Raw genomic sequence first — 18,712 nt, 5'->3', positions numbered from 1 at the left:
CTTTGCCGATCCCTTTTTGAAAAAAGCAAAAGGGGAATTTCAATGCAGACTTTTTCGAAAATCCTTTCCGTCACAGCCCTGTCCGTATCGCTGGCCCTCGGGCTCGGTTCGGTCGCCAGTGCTGCGCCGAAGACCAGCTTCAAGGTCGCCTGGTCAATCTATGTCGGCTGGATGCCCTGGGGCTATGCGAGCGACCACGGCATCGTCAAGAAATGGGCCGATAAATATGGCATCAATATTGAGGTCACACAGTTCAACGACTATGTCGAGTCGATGAACCAATATACGGCCGGTGCCTTCGATGCCGTAACGCTCACCAACATGGATGGTCTCTCGATCCCGGCTGCCGGCGGCGTCGATACGACTGCCGTTATCGTCGGCGATTTCTCGAACGGCAACGACGCCGTCATCCTCAAAAACAAGGCGAACCTCGCCGACATCAAGAGCCAGAACGTCAACCTCGTCGAATATTCAGTATCGCACTATCTGCTGGCGCGCGCGCTCGACAGCATCAAGCTCAGCGAACGCGACGTGAAGGTGGTCAATACCTCCGATGCCGACATGGTAGCAGCCTATAAGACGCCCGACGTTTCTGCCGTCGTCACCTGGAACCCGCTTGTTTCGACCATTCTCGAAGATCCCAGCGCCAAGAAGGTTTTCGACAGTTCGCAGGTGCCGGGCGAAATCATCGATCTGATGGTCGCCAACAGCAATGTGCTGAAAGACAACCCGAATTTCGGCAAGGCACTCGCCGGTATCTGGTATGAAACCGCCGCGCTGATGAAGGCCGACACGGCGGAGGGCAAGGCCGCCCGCGAAGCCATGGGCAAGGCATCGGGCACGGACCTCAAGGGCTTCGAGGCGCAGCTCGCTGCGACCCGCCTTTTCGACAAGCCCGCCGATGCGCTCACCTTTACCACCTCGCCGAACCTGCCGAAGACCATGGATCTCGTGCGCAATTTCCTCTTTCAGAAGGGGCTTCTCGGCAATGGCGCGCCTTCCGCCGACGTCATCGGCATCGAAATGCCCGATGGCAAAGTCCTCGGCGACGGCAGCAACGTGAAGCTTCGCTTCACCGAAGCCTACATGAAGTCGGCCGCCGACGGTCTGCTCTGACCTTCCTTGAACGGCGGCGCAGCAGCGCCGCCAGCCTTTCCTTTCGCGGAGCCATTCATGCGTTGGATCAATACCAAGCCAACTCCCGGTGCGCAGCTTGCCTTGACGCTCTTGCCCTTTGCGCTGCTGATCATTGCCTATACGATCGGTTCCGCCGCAAGGCTTGCCGAAAACGCCAATGACAAGCTGCTTCCGAATTTCGCCGGCTTTGCCGATGCCATCAACCGCATGGCCTTCATCGCCGATCCGCGCACCGGAGACTACCTCCTGTGGTCGGACACTGGGGCAAGTCTCGTCCGGCTGCTCTCCGGTCTTGGCATCTCCACGGCGATCGCGCTTTGCCTGGGCATGCTGATCGGCATGCTCCCTTATCTGAGGGCGCTTCTGTCTCCCTTCGTCGCCGTCATTTCCATGGTGCCCCCGCTGGCCCTGCTGCCCATTCTGTTCATCGTCATGGGCCTCGGCGAGACGTCGAAGATCGCCCTCATCGTCATCGGTGTTGCGCCGACGATGATCCGCGACCTGGCCCTGAAGGCGCTGGAACTGCCGCGCGAGCAGATCGTCAAGGCCGAGACGCTTGGCGGCTCTTCCTGGCAGATCGCCCTTCGCGTCGTACTGCCGCAGATCCTGCCGCGGCTGATCACCTGCCTCAGGCTGCAGCTCGGCCCGGCCTGGCTGTTCCTGATCGCCGCCGAAGCGATCTCGTCCGATTCCGGCCTCGGCTACCGCATATTCCTCGTCCGCCGCTATCTGTCGATGGACGTGATCTTTCCCTACGTCGTCTGGATCACCCTGCTTGCCGTAGTCATGAACTACCTGCTCGATCGCATCCGCATCGCCGTCTTCCCCTGGTCCGAACTAGAGAAGCAGGCATGAGTGAGCTCAGAATAGAAAAGGTCTGGAAGGAATATGGCGACCAGATCGTGCTTGAGGATGTCTCGCTGACGGTGGCCTCGCGTGCCTTCGTCGCGCTCGTCGGCCCCTCCGGCTGCGGCAAGTCCACCTTCCTGCGCATGCTTTTGGGACAAGAACAGCCGACGCGCGGGACGATCCTGCTCGATGGCACAGCCCTGCCCTCGGAACCCGGCGCCGATCGCGGCGTCGTCTTCCAGCGCTATTCGGTCTTTCCGCATCTGACCGCGCTCGGCAACGTACTGCTCGGCAAGGAACTTGCCGGCTCGCGCTACAAGGCAAGGCTTTTCGGCTCGGCGCGTCGCCATGCCACCGACGAGGCACGTCAGCTTCTTGAGGAAGTCGGTCTTGCCGGCGCCGAAAACAAGTACCCGGCCCAGCTTTCCGGCGGTATGCAGCAGCGCCTGGCGCTTGCGCAAGCGCTCATCATGCGACCGAAAGTGCTGCTGCTCGACGAACCCTTCGGTGCGCTCGATCCAGGTATCCGCGCCGAAATCCATACGTTGATGAAACGCCTCTGGCACGAGACGCAGATGACCGTTGTCATGGTGACCCATGACATGCGCGAAGCTTTCACGCTTGCGACCCGCGTCGTCGCCTTCGAGCGGCGCCGCGACAGGCCCGAGGAGAAGGAGCGCTACGGCGCCACCATTACCAAGGACATTTCCATCTGGCCGCCGCGCATTGCCGGCGCAGCCTCGATCTTTGGCCCCGACCGGGACGGCCCGGTCTCTTCCCTGGGGCGCCGCCGGGACGACCTGGCACCATCGGGAGACATTTAGCCATGCAGCATGTCAGACGTTCACCGGAAGAGATCGCCGCCAATCGCGCGCGCTATGAAGATCATCAACGCAAGGGGCTGGAATTCGCGCCGAAGGCATTGCCGGCGGCAAGTCCGCTTCCTGCCCCACCGATCGCCCCTTCCCTCATCCTGCACCGGGAGATCCTGCCCGGCGGCTGGTACTGGTCGACACGCGTCAAGACGGGCGAGACTTTGCGCATCGCGCAGGAGCAAGGCTTTTCCTCCGTATCGCTGATTGCCTGGAACGCGGCGGATCCGAGCGAACGGCTGAACCTCGTCGATACGGTCAAGGTGCAATGGACGACGGCGCTGTCGAAGGGCCGCGTGATCTTCTCCGATATGGGCCGCGTCATGTTCTCGGTGACGGAGGATTCCTCCGGCGCCCATGATTGCCTGATGGGAGGCTCCACCGCCGCCTCCAATGAGACAAAATATGGCCAAGGCATGCGCAACAGCCGCGACAATTTCATCTTGCTTGCAACGAAAGCTGGCTTGGATCGGCGCGATATTCCTGCTGCGTTGACACTTTTCGCGCCCGTCCGCGTCGATGCGGACGGCAAGTTCGCCTGGAAGCCCGACCTTCTGCATGATGGCGACTATGTTCATCTTCGCGCAGAGATGGACATGATCGTAGGCTTTTCCAATTGCCCGCACCCGCTCGATCCAAACCCGCATTACGCGCCGAAACCCGTGACCGTGACCCGCATTGCCGCACAGCCGATCGCTAAAGACGATCTGTGCCGCACGGCCACCGCCGAAGCCGTGCGCGGCTTTGAAAACAACGAATTCGCCAATCTTTGAGCCGGGAGAGACGATCATGAGCGATTTCATTCAGACCGCGCCGTCCCGCACGCTCGACAAGGCGGTGCAGGATCATCTCATCGCTGCCGAAGCGCCGTTTTCGACCATCGTGCGCAAGGGCCAGACGCTGCGCATCGAAGACAGCTACGGCCAGCAGGCAATCGACACGCTGTTCTACAACGCCGAGGACTATTCCGAGCGCTATTCCAACCAGGACACGATGCGCGAACAAGGCGCCGCCTACATCACCACAGGCACCCGGATCATCTCCAACGAGGGGCGCGTCATGCTGACGATGACTGCCGACAGCTGCGGCCGTCATGACACTTCAGCCGGCGCCTGCTCCTGCGAGAGCAATACGGTCCGCTTTGGCCACGGCACGAAATATCTTCACGCCTGCCGCGACAATTTCGTGCTTGAGGTTTCCAAGCACGGCATGGGCAAGCGGGACGTCGTACCCAACATCAATTTCTTCATGAACGTGCCGATCGAACCGTCGGGTGAAATGACGATCGTCGACGGCATCTCTGCGCCGGGCGACTATGTCGAGCTCAAGGCCGAGATGGACGTGCTTCTCGTCATCTCCAATTGCCCGCAGATCAACAATCCCTGCAACGGCTTCGACCCGACGCCGATCCGAGTCCTTGTATGGGACGGTGAGGCCTGAGATGTTCAAGAAAATACTGATCGCCAACCGCGGCGAGATCGCCGTCCGGATCATCGGCACGTTGCGACGCATGGGCATTGTCTCCGTCGCCGTCTATTCCGATGCGGACCGCTTCTCCAAGGCATCCCTAATGGCCGACGAAGCCGTCAGGCTTGGCCCGGCGCCGGCCTCGGAGAGCTATCTCAATGCCGATGCAGTCATTGCCGCCTGCAAGGCAACCGGTGCCGAGGCCGTGCATCCAGGCTACGGATTCCTGTCGGAGAATATCGGCTTCGCCGAACGGCTGGCAAAGGAAGGCATCGTCTTCATCGGGCCGACGGCAGACAATATCGCCGCCTTCGGGCTCAAACATACGGCGCGAGAACTGGCACGTGCGAGCGGAGTTCCGCTACTGCCGGGCAGCGACCTCGTTGAAACGAGCGAAGCGGCGCTCGCGGCCGCGGCGAAAATCGGCTACCCGGTCATGTTGAAATCGACAGCCGGCGGCGGCGGCATCGGCATGCAGCTTTGCGACGATGCCGCAAGTCTGAAGGCTGCCTTCGACAGCGTACAGCGCACGGCAAAAGCCAGCTTCGGCGATGCCCGCGTCTATCTGGAGCGCTTTGTCTCGCGGGCGCGGCATGTTGAGGTTCAGATCTTCGGCGACGGCAAGGGCCGCGTGATCGCGCTTGGCGAACGCGACTGCTCGTTGCAGCGCCGGAACCAGAAGGTGATCGAGGAGACGCCCGCGCCGGGCCTGTCGCCTTCCGTGCGCGAACGCCTGCATGCAGCGGCGGTGGCGCTGGGCACCTCCGCCCATTATCGCTCCGCCGGCACGATCGAGTTCATCTATGACCCCGCGCGGGAGGAATTCTACTTCCTCGAGGTCAATACCAGGCTTCAGGTCGAACATCCGGTCACCGAGGCCGTCCATGGCATTGATCTCGTCGAATGGATGATCCGCCAGGCGGCCGGCGAAGACGTGATAACAGGCAATGACCGGCTTGTTCCGAAGGGTGCCGCGATCGAGGCGCGCATCTATGCCGAAATGCCGCATACCGGCTTCCGGCCCAGTGCCGGCCTTTTGACCGAAGTTATCTTTCCGGAAGGCACGCGCGTCGACGGCTGGATCGAGACCGGCACGGAAGTAACACCCTATTACGACCCTATGCTCGCTAAGGTGATCGTGGCAGCCGAAGACCGGCCGGCCGCGATCGAGAAGCTGAAGCTTGCGCTTGCGCAAAGCTCCATCTCCGGCATCGAAACCAATCTCGACTATCTGAAGGCCATCGCCGAATCGGATCTGCTGGCCAGCGGCAATGTGGCGACGACGGCGCTGAAGGATATTCCCTTCGTGCCCGACGTGATCGAGGTGGTGGCGCCCGGCGCGCAATCGAGCATCCAGGAGCTTCCCGGCAGGCTGGGGCTCTGGCATGTCGGCGTGCCGCCGAGCGGGCCGATGGACGAGCGTTCGTTCCGCCATGCCAACAGGCTGGTCGGCAACGCCGACGAGACCGCGGCCCTGGAGCTGACCGTCTCGGGACCGATGCTCAAGATCTTCTCCGACGTGACGATCGCGCTCGCCGGCGCTCGCATGCCGATGACTCTCGACGGCGTTCCGCTACCCCACGACGAAGCCGTTATCGCCAAGGCAGGGCAGACGCTTGCCATTGGCGCCATAGAAGGCCCGGGCCAACGTGCCTATCTCGCCGTTGCGGGCGGTTTTGCCGCGCCGCTCACGCTCAGTTCCAGGGCAACCTTCGGCCTCGGTCGCTTTGGGGGCCATGCCACCGGCACGCTTCAAACAGGCCATGTGTTGCGGCTGGCACGCACACCTCAGCCTAAAGTCAAGCCGGCGGACCTGCCCGCAGCCCTCACCCGCACCTGGAAGGTCGGCGTCGTCTACGGACCGCACGGCGCGCCGGACTTCTTTCTGGACGAAGACATCGAAACGCTGTTTTCGACCGAATATGAAGTGCATTTCAACAGCGCCCGCACCGGTGTCCGTCTGATCGGCCCCACGCCCAAATGGGCGCGCAGCGACGGCGGCGAGGCCGGCCTCCACCCCTCCAATCTTCACGACAATGCCTACGCCATCGGCGCGATCGACTTCACCGGCGATATGCCGATCATTCTCGGCCCGGATGGACCGAGCCTCGGCGGCTTCGTCTGCCCGGCTGTCATCGCGCGCGACGAGCAATGGAAGATGGGCCAGTTCAAGCCGGGCGACAAAATTCGTTTTCACCCGGTGGCGCGAGAGAACGACGCCATCGCGGGCCCGACTGTCCGCCGCGTGTCAGAAGAAACCGGATCGGCGATCGTTGGCCAGAACCAGGGCGGACCGGTGCCCGTCGTCTATCGCCGGCAGGGTGATGACAATCTGCTCATCGAATACGGACCGATGACGCTTGATATCGCGCTGCGCCTGCGTGTGCATCTGCTGATGCAGGCAATCGTCGAGGCGCGCCTGCCTGGAATTATCGACCTGACGCCTGGCATCCGCTCGCTGCAGATCCACTATGACGGGACGACGCTGACCCGCAATCGTCTGCTGGGCCTTCTTGCGGAGATCGAGGCTACGCTGCCGGCGGCGCATGAGGTGAAGGTCCCAAGCCGCATCGTACACCTGCCGCTCTCCTGGAACGATCCGCAAGCTGAACTTGCCATGCGCAAATATCAGGAGCTCGTGCGCCCCAATGCGCCATGGTGCCCTTCCAACATCGAATTCATCCGCCGCATCAACGGTTTGCCGGACGAGCAGGCGGTTCGCGACATCGTCTTCGACGCCAGCTATCTCGTGCTCGGCCTCGGCGATGTCTATCTCGGGGCTCCGGTCGCAACGCCGGTCGATCCGCGGCATCGGCTGGTGACGACGAAATACAATCCGGCGCGCACCTGGACGCCGGAAAACGCCGTCGGCATCGGCGGTGCCTATATGTGCATCTATGGCATGGAGGGACCGGGCGGCTACCAGCTTTTCGGCCGTACGATCCAGGTGTGGAACAGCTGGCGGCAGACACCGGCCTTCGCCAAGGGCAAGCCGTGGCTTCTCAATTTCTTCGACCAGATCCGCTTCTTTCCCGTCACTCATGAAGAGCTCAATGAAGCGCGTGCGGCTTTCCTGTACGGCGGCTATCCGATCAAGATCGAGGAGACGGAATTCTCCTACGCTGCCTACGAGGCCGGTCTCGCACGCGAGGCCGCTGCGATCAGCGCCTTCAAATCCAGGCAGCAGGCTGCCTTCGAGGCGGAAAGGCAACGCTGGAAGGAGCTGGGGCTCGACAGCTTTTCCGTTGACGAAGGGACAGGCCCTGCCCTTGCCGGAGATATACCGGAAGGTTGCTTCGGCATCGAAAGCGCCGTGCCCGGCAATGTCTGGAAAATACTCGTCGAGGAGGGCCAGCCGGTTGCAGCCGGCGATACTTTGGCCATCATCGAGTCGATGAAAATGGAAATTAACGTCACCGCCCATGCCGCGGGACGCGTCCGCGATCTGCGTGCAGCACCTGGGCGCAACGTCAAGGCCGGCGACGTTCTCGTCATTCTGGAGGAAATCTGATGCTGCCCACTATCCTTGACCTTACCTCCCTGCGAGATGCGTATAAGGCAGGCTTTTCACCGCTCGACATGGTGGAGGAAATCATAGCCCGATGCGGGGCATCCGATGATCCGGCAATCTTCATTACGCTGGCATCTCCAGAGGCGTTGCGAGCTGCGGCAACAGATTTGCTGGCGAACGCACCCGAGCCCAACAGCCTGCCGCTCTGGGGCATCCCCTTCGCAGTCAAGGACAATATCGACGTCGCAGGTCTGCCGACGACGGCCGCCTGCCCGGCCTTTGCCTACCATCCCCAGGCGGATGCAACCGTGGTTGCACGTCTGAAGGCTGCCGGCGCCATCGTCATCGGCAAGACCAATCTCGACCAGTTCGCAACCGGCCTCAACGGCACCCGCTCGCCTTATGGTGCCCCCCGCTCGGTTTTCGATCGCGCTTACGTTTCCGGCGGCTCCAGTTCTGGTTCCGCCGTTGCCGTAGCCGCTGGCCTTGCCAGCTTCTCGCTTGGCACCGATACGGCAGGCTCGGGCCGGGTGCCGGCTGCCTTCAACAATCTCGTCGGCATCAAGCCAACGCCGGGGCTTGTTCCCAATGTTGGCGTCGTACCGGCTTGCCGCAGCGTCGATGTCGTTACGGTGTTCGCCGCGACCGTTGGTGACGGGGTCGCCGTTCGGCGGATCATGGAAGGCTATGACGCACGAGATCCGTTCTCGCGGGAAGCGACTTCAGCGAGCTTATCGTCGGTGCGCCCGCGCATCGGCGTACTGGACGGAGCCGAGCGCGAATTCTATGGCAACAGCCAAGTCGAGGCCCTCTACGATGCCGCCATTGAGAGGGCGAGATCGCTCGGCGCGGAGATCGTGCCCTTCGACTATGCTCCTTTCCGCCAGGCTGCCGAACTGCTCTACAACGGCCCCTGGGTTGCGGAGCGCCTCGCTGCGGTAAAGGACTTCCTCGCAAGCAATGCCGACGATTTCAATCCAACGGTCAGAGCCATCATCGAGGGGGCGAAAGGCTATGACGCGGTTGCGGTCTTCGAAGGCAAGTACAGGCTGGAGGCTTTGCGACAAAAGACGAAGGTAGAGTGGGAGAAGGTCGATTTCCTGATGTTGCCGACATCGCCCACGACCTATACGGTCGAGGAAATGCAGGTCGATCCGATCGTCAGGAACAGCCATTTCGGCCGTTATACCAATTTCGCCAATCTGCTCGACTGCGCGGCAATTGCCATACCTGCAGGCTTCGATGCCGACGGTCATCTGCCGGCCGGTGTGATGCTCGTCGGGCCTGCCTTTACCGACGATGCTTTGGCGCCGTTCGCCGATGCTATGCATCGAGCGGCGAAAAGCGGGATGGGTAAGGACCGTATGGCGGCACTGCCGGATAACAGCCGTGTGACACCAATGGCTGCCGGCATGGTCCCGATCGTCGTTGTCGGCGCGCATCTGACCGATATGCCGCTCAACCATGAACTCACCGGAAAAGGCGGCTACAGGATGAAGACGGGACGGACGGATGGCAGCTATCGGCTTTTCGCCCTTTCCGGAACAGTGCCGCCGAAGCCGGGACTGGTGCGCGATCCCGGCTTTGCCGGCAAGGGTATCGAAATAGAGGTATGGGCCTTGCCGCCTGCGGCATTCGCCCACTTCGTCCAGAACATCCCGGCGCCGCTGGGGATCGGTAAGATCCTGCTTGAAGATGGCAGCCATGTTTCCGGATTCCTCTGCGAGAGCCACGCCGTAGCTGACGCCAGAGACATCACCGAATTTGGTGGCTGGCGAAATTTCATTCGTGCTGCCGATGCCACAGGTTAAATGAAGGAGAAGCAGGATGAGAAAGACCCTCTTACGGGCATTGCAGATCGTTCTTCATGGCCTGACTGCGAGAACCCAGGCAATTGGCAGCCTTGATCGGCCTCAGTTTCACTCCGCTCGTAGCGAGGCATGGTCAGAGACCGATTAAACGCTTCGGACGAGAACATCTCGCAGACTTGAGGGATGGCCGGAAAAACACCAATAAGCGAGTGCAGGCACACGAGATGACTGCACTCGCTCGGCCAGGGAATCAGCTCGGCATCCTGCCATCCAGTTGAATGGATAACTTTCAAGGAAAGTTGCAAACGGCTACTTTCCTCCCGATGGGATTTCTTGCATCGGCAACCCATGGCGAAGGTGCGTCGGCAACGCCTGACTACAGATCAAACACAGCGCTCAAATTTCGCAGGACACCCGGATATCCGACAAGTCCCGCGAAAAATCCCTCGCATTGCGAGTGACCAGCAACGTCGAGTGAATCTTGTTTGTTGCCCGGATAATAGCTTGGAGCAGTCTGATGCGGGGAGCTGCCGCAGAGATACCGCACGCCCCGGCCACTGCATTGTCGACGGCGATAACGGTAAATCCGGCCGGAGACACGCCTTTACCATTCACTATCTCCGACGATCGGCAACAGCAGTCACTATTGACAAGCTGCTCCGTATATCTCTTGATATGCCTTATCCGAGATAACAGACAGATGTCCGGAATATTGGATTATTCGAAAGCCATTAACCAAGGGGAACAACCATGACCATTTCCTTGCGCGTCGGCCTGATGTCGCTGGCCGCCGCCGCACTCCTCTCTTCAACGCCCGTTCTCGCCGACGGCAGCAAGCTCGATGAGGTGCTTGCGCGCGGTCACCTCGTTCTTGGAACCGGCAGTACGAACGCGCCGTGGCACTTCAAGAGCGCTGACGACAAGCTGCAGGGCTTCGACGTCGACATGGGTCACATCATCGCCAAGGCCCTGTTCGGCGACCCCGACAAGATCGAGTATGTCAATCAGTCGTCCGATGCCCGAATTCCAAACATCACCACCAACAAGGTCGATATCACCTGCCAGTTCATGACCGTGACCGGCGAGCGCGCCCAGCAGGTAGCCTTCACCATTCCCTATTATCGTGAAGGCGTCGGCCTGATGCTGAAGGCCGATGGCCAGTATGCCGACTATGCGGCATTGAAGGCGGCAGGCTCTTCCGTCACGGTTTCCGTTCTGCAGAACGTCTATGCGGAATCCATGGTTCATGCCGCCCTTCCGGACGCGAAGGTCGACCAGTACGAATCCGTCGATCTGATCTATCAGGCGCTGGAATCCGGCCGCGCCGACGCGGTTGCGACCGACCAGTCGTCACTCGCCTGGTACATGACGCAGAACCCGGGCCGCTACAAGGACGCCGGCTATGGCTGGAACCCGCAGACCTATGCCTGCGCGGTCAAGCGCGGCGACCAGGATTGGCTGAACTTCGTCAATACCGCTCTTCATGAAGCGATGACAGGCGTCGAATTCGATAGCTACGCCAAGTCCTACAAGACCTGGTTCGGCAAGGACCTGACCCCACCACAGATCGGCTTCCCGGTCGAATACAAGTAATGGCCGAGCGGAGCGGGACATCTCCCGCTCCGCCAGTCTGAAAGGGGCGGCCCGACATGGGTTACACGCTGAATTTTGCCGCCGTCTGGCGCAATTTTGATTTTCTTATGAGCGGTCTGGCGCTCAGCCTCGGCCTGGCGATCATATCGATTCTGATTGGCGCCTTGATCGGTTTGATACTCGCCTTCGCGCTGACATCGAAAAACCGGGCAGCCATGATCCCGGCGCAGGTCTATGTGACCGTGATCCGAAACCTGCCGATCCTGGTGCTGGTGCTGTTTGCCTTCTTCGCCTTGCCGCAGATGGGCTTTCGGCTGGACAAGATCAAAAGCTTCGTCCTGGTCCTTTCCATCTACTCAGGCGCCTATCTTGCTGAAGTGTTTCGCTCGGGATTGCTGTCGATCCCGAAAGGTCTTTCAGAGGCGGGTCTGGCAATCGGCCTGACGCCAATGCAGATTCGCGGATCGGTCATCGCTCCGCTGATGCTGCGCAACGTGCTTCCGTCGCTGTCTTCGACCATCATTTCGCTGTTCAAGGATACCTCGCTTGCAGCCGCCATTGCTGTGCCGGAGCTGACATTCGCTGCCCGCAAGATCAACGTCGAGAGCTTTCGCGTCATCGAAACCTGGATGGTCACATCAGCTATTTACGTAGCAACCTGCTTCCTCATCGCCGCGCTGATGCGTTTCGTCGAGCGCAGGCTGGCTTTACCGAGGTAACATCGGATGTCTCATAGTTTTCTCGAACAACTCTGGATCGCCCGCTACGTCATCATCAACGGGCTCGGCGTGACGGTATCGATTTCCCTTCTTGCCATTCTCGTGGGCTCCGTCGTCGGTGTCTTCGTTGGCCTCGCGCTCGTCTACGGCGGAGCCATTCTGCGCCTTTTGATCCGGGCCTATACCGACATCATCCGTGGTACGCCCGTGCTGGTTCTCGTGCTGGCGAGCTACTACGTCTCTTCTGCGGTAGGTCTTGATTTGGGTCCGTTTTCCGCAGGCGTTCTTGCCCTGGCGATCTTCTGTTCATCGCATGTCGGCGAGATCGTGCGCGGCGCGCTGCAGGCCATTCCGAAAGGTCAGACGGAGGCGGCCAAGGCGATCGGCCTCACCTTCACCCAGACCTTCACTTCGGTCCTGTGGCCGCAAGCGATGCGCCAATGCCTGCCAGCCTGGGTGAATACGGCAGCCGAGATGGTAAAAGCCTCGACATTGCTTTCCGTCATCGGCGTCGCCGAACTGCTCTTGCGCACGCAGGAGATCATCTCCCGCAATTTCATGAGCCTCCAGTTTTATTTCCTGGCTGGCGGCCTCTATTTCATCGTCAACTTCGGTATCGAGCGCTTCGGCAAATATGTCGAGCGCAAGACCGCACTGCCGTCCTGAGGAGATCGGACCGATGGGCAAGACAATTCTAGACATTCAGGGCCTGCGCAAGACCTATGGCCAGCACGAGGTTCTCAAGGGCGTCGACTGCACGGTGGAGGAAGGCGAGGTCATTTCCATCATCGGTTCGTCGGGTTCCGGCAAGACGACGATGTTACGCTGCATCAACATGCTGGAGGAGTTCCAGGGCGGCAAGATCAGCCTCGATGGCGAGGAGATCGGCTATCACGCCGACGGCGACACCCGCCGTCGCAAGAGCGAGAAGGAGATCGCCCGCCAGCGCGCACTCACCGGCATGGCCTTCCAGCAGTTCAACCTTTTTCCGCACATGACCGCCGCCGAGAACGTGATGCTCGGCCTCGTCAAGGTGAAGAAAATGTCGAAGTCGGACGCACGCGTCGTCGCGGAAAAATGGCTCCATCGTGTAGGCCTTGCCGCTCGCGCCAATCATTATCCGGGCCAGCTCTCGGGTGGCCAGCAACAGCGCGTTGCGATTGCCCGAGCGATTGCCATGGCGCCTCGGCTGATGCTGTTCGACGAAGTGACGTCGGCCCTCGACCCGGAACTGGTTGGCGAAGTTCTTCAAGTCATCAAAGGGCTCGCCGCCGACGGCATGACGATGCTGCTGGTCACCCATGAGATGCGCTTTGCCTATGAGGTCTCCTCGCGCGTCATCTTCATGAACCAGGGCGTCATCTGCGAAGAAGGTGATCCGAAGGACATGTTCGCGCGTCCGAAGACGGAGCGGCTTGCCGAATTCCTCAAGACCTCGAGTTTCAATTGAGAGGAAACAAGAGCGCTGCGCAAGCGTTGCGTCATCGCACACTCGGATGCTATCGCAGCGTCTTGCTGAGATCTGACGGCACCAACGCCGTATAGCCGGCACCATGTGCTGATGCGTCGCAGCATGCCGGTTGTGGCTGGTATGGGAATATTCGGAGAGAAGCATGGCCGAGACTGCAAACGACATTGTATCCCGACGCATGCGGGGCCTGGATCGCGCCTTCGAGATTCTTGAGTTTCTGCGGGTAAAACGCCAACCCATGCGCCCGAACGAGATCGCCACTGAAATCGGTGCGCCGCGCTCTTCCATCTACGAGCTTGTCAATCTTCTGCTCGGTCATGGCATGCTCGACTATCAGGGCGGCGACGGCCGGGTCTTTCTCGGCCGCCGCCTCTATTTTCTCGGCACCGCCTATGCCGAACAATTCGACTTGATGCGCGAATGCGGCCGCATGCTAGGCGTGCTGGCGGAGGAGACGCGCGAGACAGCGCAAATGTGCCTGCTGGAAGGCAATAAATATACGGTCGCCATGATGCGGGAAGGCATCCGCCCCTTTCGCATATCCTCGAATGTGGGCGAGCTCGTCGCCATTCCGTGGACCGCCTCGGGGCGCCTGCTTGTAGCCCATCTTTCGGACCGGGAAATCCTGGATTTCATTCCACCTGAAGATTTCGTCCTTCCGAATGGAAGGCGGCTGGAACCCGCCGATTTCATCGCTCAAGTGCGTCAAGCCGCCGAAGATGGATACTTCACCTTCAATAGCGAAGTAGAGAATTTCACCCATTGCTTCGCCGTGCCCATCCATCAAGCCGACGGCGCCTGCATCGCGACACTCTGCCTGGTAACGCCGCGCGAGGATGGCTTGCGCAACCGCACCGCCTATCTCGACAGCCTCTTGAAAGCCGCTCACGAGATCTCCGAAAAGCTCGGCTTCCGGTCGCCGAAAGGCCGGTTCTTCGGATCCTGAACCTAGCAAGTTTTTTTCACGAAAGTTGCAAATCTCCGCACGCCGTGGGATCCGAACCGGCGCCTATTGAATCGAGTACGGCGATCGTTCCTTGTGCATTGAGACGCCTCAGGCCCCGATCGGTGGGCTGGTCGGATCTGGATTCCCATCGAAGAAAAGATAGATCGCTGCGATCTTGCCGTCCTTGGCAATGATGAAGTCCGTACCTGCATATGCAGGTTCTTCGCCGGGCGCACCGGCCACCCATTGCACCCGCCCGGCCTGATCATGAAGAACGTCCGCTGCTGCGATTGTCGTGTATGCAAATGTCGGATGCATGGCGCGGATGGCTCCGGCAATGCGGACGATCTCGTCGCGGCCGCGGTAGATCCCGTGCGGTTCGATGAATATCGCGTCTTCGTGAAGGATTTCCTCCGCCACTTTCCGGCGGAGGGCATCGTCGCCCTCCCCAAAGATGCCCTGCAGATTCCGATCGAGCAGCGTTGCGATGTCTGCCATGGTCATTCTCCCTGATATGGCGGCTTAGATCTGGACGTGGCCACCATCGACGAAGAGTTCGACGCCATTGATGAAGCTGGCATCGTCGGAGGCCAGAAAGAGGACGGCCTTGGCGATCTCTTCCGGTTGCCCGACGCGGCCGGCAGGAATGAGGCTCGCAAGATAATTCTTCGTGTTCTCCGCGCTTTCACCGTTGCCGAAAAGTTCGTTGAGACCGGCCGTATCGGTCACGCCAGGACTAACTGCATTGACGCGAATACGGCGATCCTTGAGATCGAGGATCCAGTTGCGGGCGAAGTTGCGCACGGCAGCCTTGGTTGCCGAGTAGACGCTGAAGGCAGGCGTGCCGGAAATGCTCGTCGTCGACGAAGTGAGAACGATCGAGCCACCATCACGCAGGAGCGGGAGCGCCTTTTGAACGGTGAACAAGGTGCCCTTCACGTTGGTATCGAATGTCTTCTGGTAGTGTTCTTCGGTAATCGCCCCGAGAGGTAACATCTCGCCGCCGCCGGCATTCGCGAAAACCACATCGATATGCGAGTGCTTCTGTTGAACTGCGTCGTACAGACGGTCGATATCGACGAGCTTGCTCATGTCGGACTGTACGCCCGTGACACGGCCACCGATCTTCTGGAGGGCGGCATCGAGTGCTTCCTTGCGGCGGCCGGTGATGAACACGGAGGCACCTTCCATCGAGAAAGCCTTTGCCGTTGCAAGACCAATACCGCTCGTGCCACCCGTTACGATCACGACTTTGTTTTCGAATTTCTTACTCACTATCATGCTCCTTTGTTGCGGCATTGCCGTTGAATTGAACATGCCAGCGGAACGATGCTGCAAACAGCCAGCAAATTTGATACTCATCGTTCCAAATGGAGAACGATGATGAGATCTGATTTGAATGATCTGGTCTATTTTGCCGAGGTCGTCGCTCACGGCGGGTTCGCAGCCGCGGGGCGCGCTTTGCGCGAGCCGAAGTCGAAGCTTAGCCGACGGATAGCGGGGCTCGAGGAAAGGCTCGGCGTGCGACTGATCGAACGGTCAAGCCGTCGCTTTCGGGTGACCGATGTAGGTCAATCCTTCTACGAGCGCTGCAAGGCAATGCTGGCGGAAGCCGAGCGTGCAGAGGCGCTCGTTGCAGAGGCAAAATCAGAGCCGCATGGTCTGATCCGAATGAGTTGCCCGACAGGGTTGGTCGAACCGATCTCCCCCCTCCTAATGCAATTCCTGGCGCAGCATCCAAAAGTGCAGCTGCAACTCATCGCGATCGACCGTCCGGTCAATCTCATAGACGAGCGGATCGACGTCGCATTGCGCGTCCGAACGTCGTTGGACGGCGATGCCTCCTTAACGATGCGCTCGCTAGGCAACTCGATCCGTATCCTGGTCGCAAGCCCGCAAATTGCCGGCCGCATTGCAGATATAGAAGCTTTGGCGAGCGAACCTACCCTCTCGACCACGGATGATCAGGGCGAAGTGAACTGGTTTCTTGAGACGGACGATGGCCGAACCCATACGCTCAGGCACGAGCCGAGAATGGGCTGTGCGGACTTTACGGCCGTGAGGGCAGCCGCACTTGCGGGTCTGGGCGTCGCTCTTCTCCCCGATCACACATGCAGACAGGCGCTGGAAGAAGGGAAGCTCGTACGGGTCCTTCCCGCCTGGCATGGCATGAAGGGCCTTGTTCACCTCGTATTCACCACGCGCCGTGGTCTTCCTCCGGCCGTTCGCAGGTTCATCGACTGCCTGGCGGCAGGCTTTCCCAGGGATGCGCTTGTCTGATGATCTGCCCGATTGGATCATAGGTCTCTCGAAAGCGGCGTTGCGAGCGCCTCCGGAGCATGCTGGATAACGACGTATGCCATATCCGGGCAATGCAAAGGTCCGCCGACCACAAACCAGGACAGAGACTGGAAACGACTATCATCTCTTCCAAGTCGAAGATCTTGCCGGCAAGCAGATCGATTGTGGCTCCGGCTGGCGGCGGACCCGTTCCCTAAAACCTGAGACCTGGGCGGTTTACCAATCTATCGCTCACCAAGTGAAGAGAGGACGGGAAGAGCCATAGGAACCCGGTGCCGACCCGCTTGGAGCTAGCTGATTATCTCGTTCAACCCTCTCCGCCCATCGCCGACGTTCGGCCGCTTTGTCTTTGTCGCGATCTGTCGATCTGCTCGCGGTTACCGACCTGGATTGGCCGCCGGTTCCGCCGACCGTCGAGCAGGAAGCAAAGAAAACGGCGGGAACAATAATCAGAATGCCTAAGGCAACCGTCCTTGTGAACGCTTTATCGATCGGCTGCATAGACATCCCTAATGCTCTCTTTGACCATTTTCGATAACGGAGATGTTATTCGATTTCGCACCATGGGGAAACAAAACGCTATTCGGATTTCCGTGTGATCAACAATGACTGGTGCCCGAACCCGCGTCGCGCTCGCCGCCCTGTTGTTCCCCGCCTGTCACAAGCTATATAGCAGCCTCAGGCCGAAAGTGAAAATTACTGAATCTCACCTTCGAAGCCCGAGATTTCCGATAATCGCCGTTTGCCATCGTGGACGCAGGAGTCGCAGCGGCGACGCGAACGCGAATTAAATAATAATTGCATTTTGCAACTAAATAACCGACATTATGCCTATGCCTGCGTATTCCACGAGGCGAGTCGACTGCCTGGATTACCATTTAGCCACAAAGGATGTGAGGATGACCGCAGCCCTCTTTCTCGCGACCGTGCTTTTCTGGGGTTCGGGCGCGATTGTGACATCTCTCCAGGCAGGCGCTTCTGCTCCCGAGCTGTCGGTAGCGATCCGCATGTTCCTTGTTGGATTGAGCATGCTCGGATTTTCGATCGCCACCGGCAAACCGATCACGATAGCCCGCAGCGATCGTCTTTGGGTGATGATGCAAGGCATATTGTTTTTCGGGCTTGCATTTATCGCCTTTTATAAGGCGACCAAGGGTATCCCGAGCGGGATTGCTGCCCTGGTGCTATCGAGTTCCTCGCTGTTTGCCGCCATCGCCAGCCGTTTACTGCTGAATCTCCGGATCAGCCGCCGCGCGACGATTGGCATAGTTTTTGGTCTCCTGGGTCTTGGCATCGTCGCCGCCCCACAGATCTTCGCACTGCATCTCAACCCGCAGACCGTGACTGGTTTCATCTGGGCAGGCGTTGCGGCGATGGCGACAGGTGCGGGGACCGCAATTGCTGCGCGCAACCAGCGGCGCGGCTTGCCGATCCCGGTGCTCATGGGTTGGGGAGCATTGTGCGGATGCGGTTTCGGGGTCGCCTGGGCGGTCGTTGTCGGCACGTCTCTCACGATACCTGTCACTGTCGGCTATCTGGCGCAGCTCGCCTATCTGGCAATTATTGCCTCCTGCGTCACGTTTCTTATGTATTTTATGCTCATCGAGAAGGTCGGCCCCGCACGGGCGGCCTATGCGCTGACCGTTGTTCCGATTGTCGCCATAACCATCTCGGTCATCTTCGAAGGCCTGCACATCGATACCCGTCTTGCCTTCGGCGGCGCGACGATCCTTCTTGGCAATATACTGGTGCTCAATGCTTGAGGCGCAACAATCAAGCACCGGTTCTGCAATCGGCATCCTATCCGTGTTCGCCCGCAGTCCCGGCGATTGAAGTACTTCCGGCGAGACTTAATACTCCTGGCAATTTGGGAAGGGCCGGTGTGTTGCGGTCACAGCTTGAGAGCTGTTTAACGACCGATCCGATAATCGGAAGATGCGGATACCCATCAAGAACATCCTTCAGATCGGCTATTGGCTCCGCTAAAATTGCCTCCAATAAGATCGATTGCACAAAGCTTATGCATGTCTAAATT

The 18,712-nt window shown here is 59.7% G+C and carries 16 protein-coding genes; 14 read left to right on the top strand and 2 right to left on the bottom strand.

The genetic code is table 11. The features are described 5' to 3' along the window. Positions 1–42 precede the first annotated feature (42 nt). From AC13RC_RS17095 to AC13RC_RS17040, 12 genes are all read left to right on the top strand, one after another. Positions 43–1,116: a putative urea ABC transporter substrate-binding protein gene (locus AC13RC_RS17095; RefSeq protein WP_488557899.1), complete on the top strand. Its 1,074-nt coding sequence runs from the start codon at positions 43–45 to the stop codon at positions 1,114–1,116. A 57-nt stretch (positions 1,117–1,173) separates the two neighbouring features. Continuing rightward, positions 1,174–1,992: an ABC transporter permease gene (locus AC13RC_RS17090; RefSeq protein ID WP_183808576.1), complete on the top strand. Its 819-nt coding sequence runs from the start codon at positions 1,174–1,176 to the stop codon at positions 1,990–1,992. Beyond that, positions 1,989–2,810, top strand: coding sequence for an ABC transporter ATP-binding protein (locus AC13RC_RS17085; protein ID WP_488557898.1), 822 nt, complete (start codon positions 1,989–1,991; stop codon positions 2,808–2,810). Before AC13RC_RS17090 ends, AC13RC_RS17085 begins: the two co-directional genes overlap by 4 nt. A gap of 2 nt (positions 2,811–2,812) precedes the next feature. Next, positions 2,813–3,631 carry an urea amidolyase associated protein UAAP1 gene (locus AC13RC_RS17080; RefSeq protein WP_488557897.1) on the top strand — a complete coding sequence of 273 codons (819 nt, stop codon included), beginning with the start codon at positions 2,813–2,815 and terminating at the stop codon, positions 3,629–3,631. Positions 3,632–3,647: 16 nt separating this feature from the next. Further along, the gene (locus tag AC13RC_RS17075; protein WP_183808579.1) at positions 3,648–4,298 is read left to right on the top strand and encodes an urea amidolyase associated protein UAAP2; all 651 of its coding nucleotides are present in this window, start codon (positions 3,648–3,650) and stop codon (positions 4,296–4,298) included. 1 nt (position 4,299) lies between these two features. Continuing rightward, positions 4,300–7,836, top strand: coding sequence for an urea carboxylase (uca, locus tag AC13RC_RS17070; RefSeq protein ID WP_488557896.1), 3,537 nt, complete (start codon positions 4,300–4,302; stop codon positions 7,834–7,836). Then, positions 7,836–9,647 (top strand): allophanate hydrolase, encoded by a 1,812-nt coding sequence (gene atzF, locus AC13RC_RS17065; RefSeq protein WP_488557895.1) that lies wholly within the window; start codon positions 7,836–7,838, stop codon positions 9,645–9,647. The genes uca and atzF overlap by 1 nt, the downstream gene beginning before the upstream one ends. A gap of 750 nt (positions 9,648–10,397) precedes the next feature. Beyond that, positions 10,398–11,240, top strand: a complete 843-nt coding sequence (locus AC13RC_RS17060) for a transporter substrate-binding protein (protein WP_095437550.1) — start codon at positions 10,398–10,400, stop codon at positions 11,238–11,240. A gap of 56 nt (positions 11,241–11,296) precedes the next feature. Next, on the top strand, positions 11,297–11,959 hold the full coding sequence (locus AC13RC_RS17055; protein WP_488557894.1) for an amino acid ABC transporter permease: 663 nt from the start codon (positions 11,297–11,299) through the stop codon (positions 11,957–11,959). A gap of 6 nt (positions 11,960–11,965) precedes the next feature. After that, on the top strand, positions 11,966–12,625 hold the full coding sequence (locus AC13RC_RS17050) for an amino acid ABC transporter permease (protein ID WP_488557893.1): 660 nt from the start codon (positions 11,966–11,968) through the stop codon (positions 12,623–12,625). A gap of 13 nt (positions 12,626–12,638) precedes the next feature. Then, positions 12,639–13,409, top strand: coding sequence for an amino acid ABC transporter ATP-binding protein (locus AC13RC_RS17045; protein WP_488557892.1), 771 nt, complete (start codon positions 12,639–12,641; stop codon positions 13,407–13,409). 163 nt (positions 13,410–13,572) lie between these two features. Continuing rightward, complete coding sequence (locus tag AC13RC_RS17040; protein WP_145319946.1) at positions 13,573–14,376, top strand: IclR family transcriptional regulator; 804 nt, start codon at positions 13,573–13,575, stop codon at positions 14,374–14,376. A gap of 108 nt (positions 14,377–14,484) precedes the next feature. Here the strand turns inward: AC13RC_RS17040 and AC13RC_RS17035 are convergent, their stop codons facing one another. Then, positions 14,485–14,874, bottom strand: a complete 390-nt coding sequence (locus tag AC13RC_RS17035; protein ID WP_183808585.1) for a nuclear transport factor 2 family protein — start codon at positions 14,872–14,874, stop codon at positions 14,485–14,487. 24 nt (positions 14,875–14,898) lie between these two features. Beyond that, the gene (locus tag AC13RC_RS17030; protein WP_488557891.1) at positions 14,899–15,657 is read right to left on the bottom strand and encodes an SDR family NAD(P)-dependent oxidoreductase; all 759 of its coding nucleotides are present in this window, start codon (positions 15,655–15,657) and stop codon (positions 14,899–14,901) included. Positions 15,658–15,756: 99 nt separating this feature from the next. Between AC13RC_RS17030 and AC13RC_RS17025 the strand changes: the two genes are divergently transcribed. Continuing rightward, positions 15,757–16,656: a LysR substrate-binding domain-containing protein gene (locus tag AC13RC_RS17025; RefSeq protein ID WP_488557890.1), complete on the top strand. Its 900-nt coding sequence runs from the start codon at positions 15,757–15,759 to the stop codon at positions 16,654–16,656. A 920-nt stretch (positions 16,657–17,576) separates the two neighbouring features. Beyond that, positions 17,577–18,440, top strand: a complete 864-nt coding sequence (locus AC13RC_RS17020; protein WP_488557889.1) for a DMT family transporter — start codon at positions 17,577–17,579, stop codon at positions 18,438–18,440. The last annotated feature ends 272 nt before the right edge of the window (positions 18,441–18,712 follow it).

The organism is Martinezella sp. CNPSo 3890, from assembly GCF_057784455.1.
The sequence above is the reverse complement of the archived record's forward strand: the minus strand, read 5'-3'. Positions and strand labels throughout refer to the sequence as shown.